At 75.1% G+C, this 14,290-nt stretch carries 13 protein-coding genes and 2 pseudogenes; 5 read left to right on the forward strand and 10 right to left on the reverse strand.

Translation table 11 applies throughout. The features are described 5' to 3' along the window. Window positions 1–206: 206 nt before the first annotated feature. Both ACSNOK_RS21000 and ACSNOK_RS21005 read left to right on the forward strand, forming a co-directional pair. A complete protein-coding gene (locus ACSNOK_RS21000; RefSeq protein ID WP_436782278.1) occupies window positions 207–1,976 on the forward strand; it encodes a pentapeptide repeat-containing protein in 1,770 nt (589 codons plus the stop codon). 176 nt (window positions 1,977–2,152) lie between these two features. Next, window positions 2,153–2,470: a hypothetical protein gene (locus ACSNOK_RS21005; RefSeq protein ID WP_436782279.1), complete on the forward strand. Its 318-nt coding sequence runs from the start codon at window positions 2,153–2,155 to the stop codon at window positions 2,468–2,470. Window positions 2,471–2,507: 37 nt separating this feature from the next. On the opposite strand, the gene ACSNOK_RS21010 is transcribed toward ACSNOK_RS21005, so the two are convergent. Beyond that, on the reverse strand, window positions 2,508–3,032 hold the full coding sequence (locus ACSNOK_RS21010; RefSeq protein WP_436782280.1) for a GNAT family N-acetyltransferase: 525 nt from the start codon (window positions 3,030–3,032) through the stop codon (window positions 2,508–2,510). Between the two features lie 380 nt (window positions 3,033–3,412). On the opposite strand from ACSNOK_RS21010, the pseudogene ACSNOK_RS21015 reads away from it, so the two are divergent. Together ACSNOK_RS21015 and ACSNOK_RS21020 are read left to right on the forward strand one after the other, a co-directional pair. After that, a pseudogene (locus tag ACSNOK_RS21015) lies at window positions 3,413–3,838 on the forward strand (L,D-transpeptidase); the annotation flags it as partial. A gap of 124 nt (window positions 3,839–3,962) precedes the next feature. Further along, window positions 3,963–5,555 carry a long-chain-fatty-acid--CoA ligase gene (locus ACSNOK_RS21020; protein WP_436782281.1) on the forward strand — a complete coding sequence of 531 codons (1,593 nt, stop codon included), beginning with the start codon at window positions 3,963–3,965 and terminating at the stop codon, window positions 5,553–5,555. Window positions 5,556–5,619: 64 nt separating this feature from the next. Here ACSNOK_RS21020 and ACSNOK_RS21025 read toward each other — a convergent pair. From ACSNOK_RS21025 to ACSNOK_RS21045, 5 genes and pseudogenes are all read right to left on the reverse strand, one after another. After that, a pseudogene (locus tag ACSNOK_RS21025) lies at window positions 5,620–6,009 on the reverse strand (DNA-binding protein); the annotation flags it as partial. Between the two features lie 42 nt (window positions 6,010–6,051). Then, the gene (locus ACSNOK_RS21030; protein ID WP_436782282.1) at window positions 6,052–6,684 is read right to left on the reverse strand and encodes a pyridoxamine 5'-phosphate oxidase family protein; all 633 of its coding nucleotides are present in this window, start codon (window positions 6,682–6,684) and stop codon (window positions 6,052–6,054) included. 75 nt (window positions 6,685–6,759) lie between these two features. Then, entirely contained in the window at window positions 6,760–7,389 is a 630-nt protein-coding gene (locus ACSNOK_RS21035) for an MBL fold metallo-hydrolase (protein WP_436782283.1), read from the reverse strand. Further along, window positions 7,389–8,474 carry an S-(hydroxymethyl)mycothiol dehydrogenase gene (locus ACSNOK_RS21040; protein ID WP_436782284.1) on the reverse strand — a complete coding sequence of 362 codons (1,086 nt, stop codon included), beginning with the start codon at window positions 8,472–8,474 and terminating at the stop codon, window positions 7,389–7,391. The genes ACSNOK_RS21035 and ACSNOK_RS21040 overlap by 1 nt, the downstream gene beginning before the upstream one ends. Window positions 8,475–8,577: 103 nt before the next feature. Next, the gene (locus ACSNOK_RS21045) at window positions 8,578–9,816 is read right to left on the reverse strand and encodes an MFS transporter (RefSeq protein ID WP_436782285.1); all 1,239 of its coding nucleotides are present in this window, start codon (window positions 9,814–9,816) and stop codon (window positions 8,578–8,580) included. Window positions 9,817–10,016: 200 nt separating this feature from the next. On the opposite strand from ACSNOK_RS21045, the gene ACSNOK_RS21050 reads away from it, so the two are divergent. After that, entirely contained in the window at window positions 10,017–11,234 is a 1,218-nt protein-coding gene (locus ACSNOK_RS21050) for an FAD-dependent monooxygenase (RefSeq protein ID WP_436782286.1), read from the forward strand. 9 nt (window positions 11,235–11,243) lie between these two features. On the opposite strand, the gene ACSNOK_RS21055 is transcribed toward ACSNOK_RS21050, so the two are convergent. From ACSNOK_RS21055 to ACSNOK_RS21070, 4 genes are all read right to left on the reverse strand, one after another. Further along, a complete protein-coding gene (locus ACSNOK_RS21055) occupies window positions 11,244–11,510 on the reverse strand; it encodes a DUF7683 domain-containing protein (RefSeq protein WP_436782289.1) in 267 nt (88 codons plus the stop codon). A gap of 78 nt (window positions 11,511–11,588) precedes the next feature. Next, window positions 11,589–12,008, reverse strand: a complete 420-nt coding sequence (locus ACSNOK_RS21060) for a cold-shock protein (RefSeq protein ID WP_436782290.1) — start codon at window positions 12,006–12,008, stop codon at window positions 11,589–11,591. A 93-nt stretch (window positions 12,009–12,101) separates the two neighbouring features. Further along, window positions 12,102–13,070, reverse strand: coding sequence for a quinone oxidoreductase family protein (locus ACSNOK_RS21065; RefSeq protein ID WP_436782287.1), 969 nt, complete (start codon window positions 13,068–13,070; stop codon window positions 12,102–12,104). A 5-nt stretch (window positions 13,071–13,075) separates the two neighbouring features. Further along, the gene (locus ACSNOK_RS21070) at window positions 13,076–14,230 is read right to left on the reverse strand and encodes a glycine amidinotransferase (protein WP_436782288.1); all 1,155 of its coding nucleotides are present in this window, start codon (window positions 14,228–14,230) and stop codon (window positions 13,076–13,078) included. Between the last annotated feature and the right edge of the window lie 60 nt (window positions 14,231–14,290).

Consider the following 14,290-nt stretch of genomic DNA (forward strand, 5'->3'; position numbering starts at 1 on the left):
GGTGGGGTGGGGTGAGAGGACGTCATGGCGGGACGCTAGAGCGGCGGGATCGCTCCGCTTCGGGGATGTTCGCTTTTATAGGTCCCTTTTTGCTTTTAAGGTGCCCTCCTTTCGGATGTGCTCGGGTGCGGAAGGGGAGCCGAGGGGCCGCGCGTTCCGGCCGCCGGCGGGGAACCGGGCCGCCCGGCCGCCGCGTCCCGCTCGGCATGACACGCGCACCCCGGCCGCCGGTCTGGCCGTCCTGCGGCCGCGGAGCGGGACCGGACGACCCCGTCGGCTGCCGCGGCCGGGCGGTGCCCCGGCCCGGCGGCGGGCCCCGCGCCTGCCTCGCCCACCTGGACGGGGCCGGCCGCGCGGCCTACCTCGCCGGACTGCGCCCCGGCGCCGCCGTCGACCACCGCGGCACCGCCTTCACCGACGGCCTCCTCGACGCGCTCCTGGACGCCCTCCGCGACGGCGGTTCCGGCCGCGCGGTCGTCGGCCACGCGGCGTTCGAGGAGGCCCTGTTCCTCGCCGAGGCGCGCTTCACGGGCTCGGCGTTCCCGGACGGCGGCTGCTTCGACGGCGCGACGTTCCTGGGCCGCGCCGACTTCAACGACACCGCTTTCGGCGGCGAGGCGTCGTTCCGCAAGGCGTCGTTCCCGGACGGTGCCTGGTTCCACGCGGCGGAATTCGCCGGGCACGCCGGCTTCGGCGAGGCGCGCTTCGGCCGCGACGCGGGCTTCAGCCGGGCGGAGTTCGCCGCCGGCGCCGGCTTCGCCCACGCCGTGTTCTCCGACAGCGCCCACTTCAGCGCGGCCCGCCTGCACGGCGAAGTGTGCTTCCGCGAGGCGGACTTCCACGGCGACTGCTACCTCGGCGCCACCGTCTTCCACGACGGCGTCACGTTCCGCGGCGCCACCTTCCGGGCCGCCCCCACCCTGGGACCGCTGGCCTGCCGGGGCACCCTCGACCTCTCCCGGACCCGGTTCCTCGGCACCACCACCCTGGAGGCCGCCGCCGGGACCGTCGACTGCCGCAAGTCCTTCTGGGCCTCCGCCGCCGCGCTGCGGCTGCGGTACGCCACCGTGGACCTCGTCGACGTGATCGCCGAACGGTCGCTGAGCGTCACGGCGCACCCCCGGCCGTTCCTGCCCGGGGCGGCCGGCGGACGGCCGCCGTTCGAGGAGGTGGTCACCGGCAGCGGGCCCGGCGTCCGGGTCCGCTCGCTCAGCGGCTCCGACGCCGGGAACCTCGCCCTGAACGACCTCGACCTCTCGGACTGCCTGTTCGGCGGCGCCCTCCACCTCGACCGGCTCGGCCTGGAAGGCTGCTGCGTCTTCGCCCGCGCCCCCGGCCGCAGGATGCCGCTCTTCCGGCGGTGGACCCCGCGCCGCGTCCTGGCCGAGGAGCACCACTGGCGTGCCGCCCGGGGCTCCCGGGGCTGGACGCCGGCGCCCGAGGGCGTCGAGGTCCGCACGCCCGGGGCGCTCGCCTCCACCTACCGGCAGCTCCGGACCTCGCTGGAGAACGGGAAGAACCACCCGGGCGCGGGCGACTTCCACTACGGCGAGATGGAGATGCGCCGCCACGCCGGCGAACGGGCGGACGGTCAGCGCGCCCTGCTGTTCCTGTACTGGGCGGTCTCCGGTTACGCGCTGCGCGTCGGCCGCACCCTGCTCTGGCTGGCGGCCACGACGGTGGCGGCCGTCGCGGCGGTGGCCCTGTGGGGCGTCCCGCCGGAGCCGCACCGGCCGGCCGTGCGGGCCGCGTCCGCCGCCCGGGCCGTACCGGCCGAACGGGCCGCACCGGAGCGGCGGAGGGCGGGGGACCGGCTGGAGACCTCCGTACGGACGGTGCTGAACGCCGTCGGCCTCCGCGCCGGCCCCGCGGACCTCACCCTCGCCGGCACCTGTGTCGACGGTGCGTTCCGGCTGGTGGCGCCCGTCCTGCTGGGCCTCACCGCGGTCGCCGTCCGCAACCGGGTGCGGCGGTGAACCGGTGTCCGGCGCCCGTCCCGCGCGCGGCGGCCTGTCGGCACCGTGCGTGGCGGACGGTTGACACCGGGTGCGGCGGATTGTTGACACCGGACGTGTCGTGCGCGGGGCGGCGTCGTTGAGGGCGGTGAAGTCAATTCGGGCTCATCGCCCACTATCGGCAAAAAGGACCACAGATGCGCCTCTTCCGTCCGATCGTCGTCGCACTCGCCGGACTCGCGCTCGCCATGGCCGGACCCGTGGACGCGGCGGTGGCCGCGAAGGGCCCGTTCTCCTTCCTGGGCCCCGGCGACAAGCCGTTCTTCGTCGAGAACCCGCCGGACAACCGCTGCTACACCATGAGCCAGGAAGTGCACGGCGCGTACAACGGGACGGGGTCCCCGGCCACGATCTTCAGCGGCAAGAAGTGCGCGGGCACGGCCGTGCGCCTCGCTCCGGGGCAGCGCGCGGAGCGGAAGATGACGTTCTCCAGCGTCCGCTTCGGGGGCCGCTGACCCAAGGCGGAGCCGGGCGCCCGGGCGGGGCGCCGCGTCACATCGGCAGCGAGTGCACCCGTACCGGACCCGGCGGCCACTCGGCCCCCGCCCGCAGCGGCGTCCACATGGTGCGCAGCGGCATGACGCGCGGGCCCGCGGGCTGCTCCACCACCACCTCGTCCGCGGCCGGGTACCAGCCGAGCCGCTCGTAGAGGCCGGCCCGGTCCGGCAGGCAGAAGAGCAGGCCGAAGGAGAACCCCCGGTCCCGGGCGTGGTCCGTCGCGGCGGCCACGGCGAGCCGGGCGAGGCCGCGGCCCCGCGCCGCGGACGCCACGGCGACCCCGCCGAGGCCCGCCACCTCCATCCGGACGCCGCCGGCCGTCAGGGGAAGGGCCACCAGCCCGGCGTGGGCCACCAGGCGGCCGTCCCACCGGACGCCGAAGTGCTCGTCCTTGGGCCGCCAGGTGAGTCCCCAGCCGTCGACGCCGAACGGGTCGGGGGCGTCGCCGAGGATCTCGGCGGGGGCGTAGTCGGCGAGCCGGACGGTGACCGGTCCGGACGGGTCCGTGTGCGCGCTCATCCGGGGACCATGGCACAACTCGCTTCGTGCGGCCGTGTCCTGGGTCACTCGCGGGTGCCGGGGGAGAGGGGTGGGGAGGGGAGGAGTCGGCGAGGCCGGTGGGGGAAGGCGGGACACCAGGAGGGTGCGACAAGGACCGCCGCGTACGGGAGTTCGCGGGCGCCGCCCGGCCGGGACCGGCCCCGGGGCGACGACCGGCCGACCGGAGTCCGGAGGGGGACCGGACTCCGCCGGAAGTGGCGAGTGCGGTATGCAACCAAGTGGGGATTTCGATGGTCTTACCGTTCATGACAATGAAACGCACCCCTCTGCGGACCCGGCTGGGCGTCGTGCTGGGCGCCGCCGGACTGGCCGTCCCGCTGGCCGTGGCCACCGGCGGGACCGCCGAGGCGGCCCCCGCCAAGGCCCCGGCCAAGGCACCCGCCAAGGTCTCCTGCCCGACCGACAAGGGCCGCATCGCCTGCGTCGACCTGACCCGGCAGGTGAGCTGGATACAGGACGGCAAGAAGATCAAGTACGGCCCGGTCCACATACGCTCGGGCAGAAAGGGCTACGCCACGCGCACCGGCCTCAAGAAGGTCTACTGGCGCGACAAGAACCACCGCTCGTCGCTGTACGACGTCAGCATGCCGTACAGCCAGTTCTTCGACGGCGGCCAGGCGTTCCACGCCATCAGCGGCAGCGTCTACTCGCCGCCCGGCTCCCACGGCTGCGTCAACATGCGGATGAAGGACGCCCAGGCGTACTGGAACCTGCTGCACAAGGGCGACGACGTCTTCGTGTACGGCCGCAAGCCCGGCACCTGACCGGCCCGGCGCGCCGACGGCCCGACCCGTCGGCCCGCCCCCATCTCCTTTTCCCCCACCGCCCGCCCGTGGCGGACCCGACGGCACGCGGATACGCTGCCCGGAGCGCCGAACGGGGGAACGGATGCCCACACCGCTCGCACAACGCCCGTACCTGCTCCACGAGTTGCCCGGGCACTGGGCCGCCCGCGCGCCGGACGCCGAAGCGCTCGTCTCGGGCGGCCGGCGCCTCACCTGGCAGGAGCTCCGCTCCCGCGCCGACCTGACCCGCGGCGCCCTCCACGCCCTCGGCGTGGGCCGGGGAGACCGGGTCGCCGTCGTCGGCCGCAACAGCCTCGTCTGCCTGGAGACCGTGTTCGCCGCCGCCGGCGCCGGCGCGGCCACCGCCATCCTCAACTGGCGCCTCGCCCCGCCCGAACTCGCCCACGTCGTCGCCGACTCCGGCGCCTCCGTGCTGTTCGCCGACGCCGAGGTGCTGGACACCGTCCGCGCGGCCCTCGGCACCCTGGACGCCCCGCCCCGCCTGGTCGTCACCGGCGACCACGCCGAGCCGGGCCGCGGCGCCGAGACCCACGCGGCACTGCTCGCCCGCGCGACACCCCGCGCCGCCCGCGACGACCTCGACCCGGACGACACCTGCGTCGTCCTCTACACCTCCGGAACCACCGGCACCCCCAAGGGCGCCGAACTCACCCACCGGGGCATGCTGGGACAGAGCGCCGCGCTGCTCGCCGTCCTCCCGCTGGGCCCGGCCGACCGGAGCCTCGCCGTCCTCCCCTTCTTCCACGTCGGCGGCGTCTGCTACGTCGTCGCCGCGCTGCTCGCCGGCGCGCCCTCCGTCGTCCTGCGCGACGCCACGGCCGAGGCCCTCTGCCGCGCCGTCGCCGACGGCGCCACCCACCTCCTGCTGGTGCCGGCCATGCTCTCCGGGATCCTGGACGCCGGCCCGGACGCGGTCGCCGCCTTCGCCGGGCTGCGGTACTGCCTCTACGGCGCCTCGCCCATGCCCCTGCCGGTCCTGCGCCGGGCGCTCGCGCTCTTCCCCGCGACGCGGTTCCTCCAGCTCTACGGCATGACCGAACTCTGCGGCGCCGCCACGGCCTTGTCCCCCGAGGTCCACCGCGACCCCGCCCAAGTCCACCGCCTCGCCTCCGCGGGCCGCCCGCTGCCGGGGGTCGAGGCCCGCGTCGTCGACCCCGCCACCCGGGCCGGCCTGCCGCCGGGCCACCGGGGCGAACTCTGGATCCGGACCCGCCGGCGGATGAAGGGCTACCTCGGCAACCCCGCCGCGACGGCGGTGGCCGTCACCGACGACGGCTGGCTGCGCACCGGTGACCTGGCGCGGATCGACGGGGACGGCTACGTCTTCGTGGAGGACCGCCTCAAGGACCTGATCATCACCGGTGGCGAGAACGTCTGTCCCAGTGAAGTGGAGCGGGTGCTGGCCGAGCACCCCGCCGTCGCCGAAGCCGCCGTGGTCGGTGTGCCCGACGAGAAGTGGGGCGAAGCGGTACGGGCCGTCCTGGTGGCGGTCGGCGGGGTGCGGATCGACCCGGCGGAACTCCGGGCCTTCTGCCGGAAGCGGCTCGCCGGGTACAAGTGCCCCACGTCGGTGGAGGTGGTGGCGGCTCTGCCGCGCAACGCCACCGGCAAGGTCGACAAGAAGGCGCTGCGGGGCGGCGGCGCGCGGCGGGGCGCGGCACCGTCGGCGGGCTGACGGACGGCGCACTCGGACGGGACCACCGCCCCGGACCGGCCCGCGCGGCCACCGGACGGCCGCCCTACGGCCGTTCGCCGTCCGCCGCCGTCCGGTCGGCCAGACGCTCGCAGCGCTGCCGCGCGGCCTGGGGCGTGCCCGGCCCGAGCCCGAAGGCGATCTCCGGCCGGGTCATGCCGCGCCCCCGGGTCGAGTTGAGGAGGCCGACCTCCGGCTCGTCCGTCTCCCCGCGCGTCAGCGGTACCGGGCTCAGGGCGGCGGTGATGTCGGCGCGGTGCGCCTCCGGCTCGCCGTCCTCCAGCCGGGCGACGCCGCCGAGCGGGAAGGACGCCAGCCGGACGGCCTCGTGCGGGCCGACGGCCGAGGGGTGGGCCTGGCGGCGCCGCCGCGCGTCCGTGGCCGCGTGCCGCTCGGCGATCCGGAACAGCGAGGCGTGGACGCGCCACGCCCGCGCAGCGGGGCGAGCTCGGGTGCTCCCGCCGTGGTCGTCCCGCTCTCAGCCGTAGAGGCGGTCGGCGTACCGCGGCCCGTAGTAGCGCTCCAGTTCCTCCAGCGAGTCCCCGGGCCGTTCCAGGGCCTGGGCGATGCGCGCCCGGGAGGGCACCTCGTCCGGCCGCCAGGTCTCCGGTTTCCACAGCTCGGACCGGAGGAACGCCTTCGAGCAGTGGAAGAAGACCTCCTCGACCTCGACCAGCAGGGCGAGGACCGGGCGGTGCCCCCTGACCGTCATCCGGTCGAGGAACGGCGCCTCGCGCACCAGGCGGGCGCGGCCGTTGACGCGCAGGGTGTCGCCGCGGCCGGGGACCAGGAAGACGAGGCCGACGTGGGGGTTGGCGAGGATGTTGCGGAAGCCGTCCGCCCGCCGGTTGCCCGGGCGTTCGGCGATCGCGAGCGTGGTGTCGTCCAGGACGAGCGCCAGGCCGCCGGCCGGGTCGCCCTTGGGGGAGACGTCGCAGTTGCCGTCCGCGTCCGAGGTCGCGACCAGGCAGAACGGGGACCGCTCCAGCCATCGCCGGTCGATCTCGCCGAGCCGGTCACGGGTCTTGTCGCGGACGCGCGGGGCCGGTTCCCCGAGCAGCTCCGTGAGTTCGCCGGGTTCGGTGATCTCGACCAGATCCGTCATGTCCATGATGTTGTTCCCCCCATTCAAGCGGTGTTTCCGCGAGGTGCCGGTGTTCCGCCGCGGCGTCGTGGGCGGGCCCGCTCAGTGGCCGCGGGCGATCCATTCCTCCAGGTGGGGCGCCTCCGCGCCGATCGTCGTCGGGTCGCCGTGGCCCGTCCGGACAACCGTGTCGCCGTCGAGGGTCAGCAGCCGGTCGCGGATCGACGCGACGATGGTCGGGAAGTCGGAGAACGACCGCCCGGTGGCCCCCGGCCCGCCCTGGAACAGGGTGTCCCCGGTGAACACCGTGTTCAGCTCCGGGGCGTGCAGGCAGACCGCGCCCGGCGCGTGCCCCGGCGTGTGCAGCACGGTGAGCTCCGTGCCCGCCACCCGCAGCACCTGCCCGTCCGTCAGTTCGCCGTCCGGGGCGCGGTCCGGGTGGGTGCGGTCCCACAGCGGCCGGTCGTCGGGGTGGAGCAGGACCGGGGCGCCGGTGCGCTCGGCAAGCTCCGGGGCCGCGTTGACGTGGTCGTCGTGCGCGTGGGTGCAGACGACGGCCAGCAGTCGGCGGTCGCCCAGCGCCCGGGCGACGGCGTCGGCGTCGTGCGCCGCGTCGATGACGACGGCCTCGTGGTCGTCGCCCACGATCCAGACGTTGTTGTCGACCTCCCACGTCCCCCCGTCGAGGGAGAACGTGCCCGAGGTGACGAGGTGGTCGATCCGGGCCGCCATCAGAAGACCACCACCGAGCGCAGCACGTCGCCCTGGTGCATCCGCTCGAAGGCCTGCTCGACGTCGCCCAGGCCGATGGTCTCGGTCACGAAGGCGGCCAGGTCCAGCCGCCCCTGGAGGTGCAGGTCGACCAGCATGGGGAAGTCCCGGGAGGGCAGGCAGTCGCCGTACCAGGAGGACTTCAGGGCGCCGCCGCGGCCGAAGACGTCGAGCAGCGGCAGGTCGATGCGCATCTCGGGGGTCGGGACACCCACCAGGACGACCGTACCGGCCAGGTCACGGGCGTAGAACGCCTGCTCGTACGTCTCCGGGCGGCCGACCGCCTCGATGACCACGTCGGCACCGAAACCGCCGGTCAGTTCGCGGATCGCCTCGACCGGGTCCGCGGTGCGCGAGTTGACGGTGTGGGTGGCGCCCATGCGCAGGGCGGTCTCCAGCTTGCGGTCGTCGATGTCGACGGCGATGATCCGCGCCGCCCCCGCGAGCCGGGAACCGGCGATGGCCGCGTCACCGACGCCGCCGCAGCCGATGACCGCGACCGAGTCGCCGCGTCCCACCCCGCCGGTGTTGATCGCGGCGCCGATGCCCGCCATCACACCGCAGCCGAGCAGCCCGGCGACGGCGGGGGAGACCTCGGGGTTCACCTTGGTGCACTGGCCGGCGGCGACCAGCGTCTTCTCCGCGAACGCGCCGATGCCCAGGGCGGGCGTCAGCTCGGTGCCGTCCTTCAGCGTCATCTTCTGCCGGGCGTTGTGCGTGTCGAAGCAGTACTGCGGCCGGCCGCGCAGACAGGCCCGGCACTGCCCGCAGACGGCCCGCCAGTTGAGGACGACGAAATCGCCGGGCGCCACCTCGGTGACGCCCTCGCCGACCGCCTCCACCACACCGGCCGCCTCGTGGCCCAGCAGGAACGGGAAGTCGTCGTTGATGCCGCCCTGCTTGTAGTGGAGGTCGGTGTGGCAGACGCCGCACGCCTGCACCTTCACCACGGCCTCGCCGGGCCCCGGGTCCGGCACCACGATGGTCTCGACCCGCACCGGCCGGTTCTTCCCCGGCGCCACCACGCCCCGGACTTCCTGTGCCACGGCACTGTCCTTTCCTTGATCATTACGTCTCCGACCACTCTCGCGCACCACGCCGTCCGGCGTCCAACGGCGCGGCTGGGGTGCCGCCCGGCGAGGGGGCGGATCACGCCTCGCGAGGGGTACCCGGGGCGTCGGGCGCGGACTCCGGGACCGCGCCGGACACCACGCGCGGCGCCCCCGGCGCGTCGGGCTCGCGCAGCGGGCGCAGCAGCAGCCAGCCGAGGGCGGGCAGGGCGATCAGCGGCGCCAGGGCGACCCGCAGCGACGTGCCGTCGGCGAGGGCGCCGACGAGCGGGCTCGCGACGCCGCCGACGCTGACCGCCAGGCCCAGGGTGACACCGCTCGCGGTGCCCACCCGGCGGGGCAGGTAGTCCTGGCCGAGCGTGACCTGGAGGGAGAACGGGACGTACAGCGCGGCCGAGGTCAGGGCGACGAACAGGTAGAGCGCCGGGCCGGGGACGAGGACGATGCCGGCCACCGCCGGGACCGCCACGGCGTACGACCAGCGGACGACCGTCACCCGGCCGTACCGGCCGGCCAGCTTCCCGCCCGCCACCGTACCCACCGCGCCGCCCGCGTAGAGCACGAACAGCGCCACCGTCCCGGCAGGTTCCCCCCAGCCGGTGCGCTGGCGCACATGGAGGGAGACGAACGCGCTCAGACCGACGAAGACGACCGAACGGCACATGATGGCCCCGGTCAGCCGGCGGAACGACGCCCAGTCGTCCCGGCCGTCCGTCCGGGACCGGGTCCGGGTGCCCGCCGTCCCGTCCGGCGCGCGGACCGTGCGCAGCGCCGCCGCGCACAGGACCGCGCCGAGCACCGCGGGGAGCACCAGCAGCGGCGTCGCCCGCAGACCGCCGGTGGCGACGACGGCGGAGACCAGCAAGGGGGCCGCGGCGAACCCCAGGTTGCCGCCCAGGGAGAACCACCCCATCGCCACATGGCTGCCCGCACTGGCCCGGCGCGCCACCCTGGCCGACTCGGGATGGTAGGCCGCCACCCCGATCCCGGTCACCGCGACGGCGACGAGCGTCAGCGCGTACGAGTCGCCGAGGCCGCTCAGGGCGATCCCCGCCCCGGCCAGCAGCGTGCTCACCGGCAGCAGCCACGGCATGGCCCACCGGTCGGTGAGCGCCCCGAACAGCGGCTGGACCACCGACGACAGCAGGGAGGCGGCCAGGACGACACCGGAAGCGGCGGCGTAGGTGTAGGCCCGTTCGGAGACGAAGAAGGGCACCAGGGCGGCCACCGCCCCCTGGTAGACGTCCACACAGGCGTGGCCCGAGGACAGCAGCGCGATCGGGCGGTCGCGGAAGGAGAAGGATCGTTTCTTCGACACCCTCCGATCGTGATGGCTCCCTCGCGCGTCCCGCTTCCGATAATGTGCCAACTCCTGTCGGAAACCCGCCACATGACCGGCTCAGTGTCCCGCCCGCCGGCCGATCGCCGGGATCCGGCCCGTGCGCTTTCCCCGGACCGGTGGGTAGGCTCGGCGTCCGGGCGGGACACGGGTGGACCGCCGGGCGGAGGGAGCGGACCATGGCCGGAAGGCGGCCCCGGATCGCCGTCGTCGGCGGGGGGATCGGCGGGCTGGCCACCGCCGTCGCGCTGCGGCGGAGCGGCGTCGAAGCCGTCGTCCACGAACAGGCGCCGGAGCCGACGGCCACCGGCGCCGGCGTCGCGATCGGCGCCAACGGCCACCGGGTGCTGCGCTCCCTGGACGTCGACGGGCCGCTCGCGGCGACCGCCGTCGCCCCGCTGCGCGTCGACTTCCGGCACTGGCGGACGGGCCGGACGGTCGCCGGGCTCGGGATCGCCGGCAGCTACGAGCGGCGGTTCGGCGCCCCCTTCTGGCACCTGGAACGCTCCGCCCTCCAGGACGCGCTGCTCGCCGCCGCCGACGGGGTGCCGGTTCGCTTCGGCGCCCGCTGCACCGGCGTGGAGCAGACCACCGACGGCGCCGTCGTCCGCTTCGCCGACGGCTCGACGGCCGAGGCGGACGCGGTGGTCGGCGCGGACGGCATCCACTCCGCCGTCCGGGACGCCGTCTTCGGCCCCGACGAGGCGGTGTTCTCCGGCACCAGCGGCTACCGCGCCCTCGTCCCCGTCGGCCGGCTGCCGCACCTGCCCGAACTCGCCGAGCCCGTCCTGTGGCTGTGGGTCGGACCCGGCCGGCACGTGGTGGTCTACCCGGTCGCGGGCGGACGGCTGCTCAACCTCCTGGCCGTCGTCCCGGACCCCGCGTGGACCGTCGAGTCCTGGGTCACCGAGGGCCGGACGGCCGACCTGCTCGCCGCGTTCGACGGCTGGCACCCGTCCCTCACCGGCCTGCTGGCCGCCGTCGGCCGCCCCGGCCGCTGGGCGCTCTACGACCGCGAGCCCCGGCGCGTCTGGACGCGCGGCCGGGTGACCCTGCTCGGCGACGCCGCGCACCCCATGCTGCCCCACCACGGGCAGGGCGCGAACCAGGCGCTGGAGGACGCGGCCGTCCTCGCCGGGCTGCTGGCCGGGGCCGCGCCGGACGAGGTGCCCGCCGCCCTGCGCCGCTACGAGCTGGCGCGCCGCCCGCGGACCCGCGCCATCCAGGCCGGCTCCCGACGGAACGCGACCTGTCTCCACCTCCCCGACGGCCCGGAGGCCGCCGCCCGCGACGCGGACCTGCCCGGCCTGCCCGACCGCCTCGCCTGGATCCACGGCCACGACCCCGTCGGGGCGGCGGCCGGCGCGCGCGAGGACACCGCGCCCGCGCCGGGCTGAGCCGGTCCGCTAGCCGGCGGCCGTGACGTACAGGAAGTAGTCGTACGCGGCCGGGTCGAAGGTGAGCCCGGCCGTCCGCTCCAGGGCCGCCCGGTGCCTCTCCTCCAGGGAGTACACGTTCGCGAACCGCTCGACCGGGATGCCGAACAGTCCGGCGAGGAACTCCGGGCCGGCGTCCGGCAGTTCCATGTCGTAGGCGGGGAAGTCCTCGCCCTTGGCGAACGCCGTGACGGTGTAGTACGCGGCAGGGCGGCCGGGGTGCTGCGCGGTGTCGATGACGCTCGTTCCCTCGGGTGGTACGGATGGGGCCGGGGCCGCCTTCCGGTGAACCGGCGGGCGGACCCGGCCCGTGGTTCAGGCCTCGACCCAGCCGTGGTGGGCGGCGAGGCGGACGAGGCGGCGGCGGACGAGGAGGATCTGTTCCGCCGTCATGGTGGGGGCCGCGCCCAGCAGGAGTTCGGTGACCTCGTCGGTGAACTCCTTGGCGGACAGCACGTCGCAGTCGCCGTCCTCGCCCGCCGGGCCGGGCACCGGGTCCTCCGCCAGGGCGTCGGCCGGACGCCCGGGCGCCCGGTCCAGCAGGCGGACGCGGGACGCCTTGAGGCCCCGCTCGCCCTCCTCCACGGCGAACTCGACGAAAGCGCCGGGGACGATCAGGCGCTTGTCCGCCTGGACGTCGTTGACGTGCACGAACACATCCTCGCCGCCGGTGTCCGGGGCGACGAACCCATACCCCCGGAATTCGTCGAAGCGGACTATTTTACCCGTGACCACAGACAATTCCCCACCTACACCGCGTGCCATCACGGCCCTTTCGCGGGCCCGTCCGGACCTTACCCAGCGCCGGTGCGGGACACAATCCCCGTGTCAACACCCCGCCGCCCGGACGTCGACCAGCACCTTCCCGGCCGTCTCCCGGGCCGCGACCGCCTCGTGCGCCCGGGCGACGCCGTCCAGCGGCACGACCCGGTCGACGTGCGGGACCAGCCGTCCCTCGCCGGCGAGGGCGAGGACCTTCCCGGCCACCTCCGCGAACAGGCCCGGCGTGTCGAGGACTTGCTGCATCCACAGCGTCACCACGCCGAGGGAGCGGCGGGTGAGCGCGTCCACGGCGACGACGGCCGGCTCCTCGCGGTGGCCGATGGAGACCAGCCGGCCGAAGGGGGCCAGCGCGGCGAGCGCCGCCTCGACGCGCGGGCCGCCCAGCGAGTCCAGATAGAGGTCCACCCCGTCCGGCAGGAGCCCCGGCAGCTCCTCGGGTCCCGCGACCGCGTGGTCCGCGCCGAGCCGCCGGACGAACTCCCGCTTGGGCGCGGACGACGCCGTCCCGGCGACGACCGACGCGCCGAGGGCGCGGGCCAGTTGGACCGCCAGATGACCGACCCCGCCGGCGGCCGAGGCGACCGCGACCCGTTCGCCCGGCCGCAGCCGGCCGGCCGTGACCAGGGCGGCGTACGCCGTGCAGCCCTGCTCGACCAGGGCCGCCGCCGTCAGGTCGTCCAGCTCCTTCCGGCCCTCCGCGACACCGGCGGCGCCCGGGAGCTCCACGGTGTACGCGTCCCGGGCCACGGCCACCTCCGCGTAGCCGCCGCCGTCCCGCAGCAGCGCGGCCACCCGCCGGCCGTCCCGCCGCCGGACGCCGACGACCTCCGCGCCCGGCACCGCCGGCAGCCGCGGCGGCCGGTAGATCCCCGCCCGTACCTCCAGGTCGCCGTAGTTGACCCCGGCCAGGACGACGTCCACCACGGACTCGCCGGGACCGGCGACCGGCTCCGGGAGCTCCGCGGTCTCCAGCACCTCCGGCCCGCCGAAGCGGCGCATCACCACAGCCCGCATACCGCTCAGCCCCCCAGGTAGTCCTCGGGCGCGGAGCCCTCCCGGACCGTGTCGAGGGTGAAGCAGTGCAGGCCGCCGCCGAAGAGGCGGCGGTGGCGGTGGCGCACCGGCACCACGGTGAAGCGGTGCGCCTCCAGCGTCCGGATCAGCTCCGGGCAGGCGGAGTTGACGAGGACGGTGTCCGGAGCGACGGAGAGGACGTTGAGGTCGATGTAACGGCTGGTGAGCAGCAGGTCCTCGTCGTCGTACACCGGGAACTGGTTGTCCTCCGGCTCGGGCGGGAAGATCATGTCCCAGGAGCGGAGCTGCTTGGGCAGCCGCTCGGCGATCCGCGGGGTGCGCACCAGCAGCAGCCCGGGGCGGAGCGCCAGCACGGTGCTGTCGATATGGCTGTCGCACAGCGAATCCAGCCGGTGCACCCGGAACCGGCCGTCCAGATGGCGCTCCAGCCAGTCGCAGCCGAGGGCGTGGTTGGCGGTGGAGACGTTGACGAAGACGTCCCGGCCCAGCCGCAGGCACTGCGCACCGTCGATCATCATCTCGTACCCGACGTCGTACGGCGACGGCCGGGGATCGGCGATCGGCTCCATCAGCTCGCCCGGGGCGGTGTGGGCCGTGACGTAGGACAGGTCGAAGGAGGCGTCCGTCATCAGCGGCCGGGGCATCACCGTCCAGCGCGCGCCGCGCCGGAAGTAGTCGGCGAACACCGGCTTGAGCAGCTGCGTCTCGAAGTAGCGGGCGCGCACCTGCGGCGCCGTCTCGATGACCTCGTCACCGAAGACGACGCTGTTGTCGCGGACGTTGAGCGCCGGGATGACAGCGGCGCGGAAGGTGGGCGTGCGCACCTCGATGGTCTCCGCCAGCGGCGCGGGCCGGTGCACGGTCACGCCGAGGGAGGTGAGCGTCTCCACCATCCCCTCGACGTCCTCCTGGAGCTCCTCGACGTAGCGCCGCTTGATCGGGCTGCGCCGGGCGCCGGTGTCGGTGCCGTCGTCCTCGCCCGGCGCCCGGTGGCGTGGGTAGTACATCCGGCTGTACGGCATCTCGTCGTGGAAGAACAGGTCGAAGGAGAGCTCCCGTTCGTGGGAGGAGTAGTTCTCGGCCGAGCCGACGACCACTTCACGCAGCGGGGACCAACTGTCGTAGCTGTTCAGGGACATGCGGGGGCCTTCTTTCCGCTGGGACGTCCACGGGGACGGGGGGAGGGTCAGGTGCGGGCG

This window comes from Streptomyces sp. URMC 126 (assembly GCF_051386555.1).
Classification (GTDB): Bacteria; Actinomycetota; Actinomycetes; order Streptomycetales; family Streptomycetaceae; genus Streptomyces.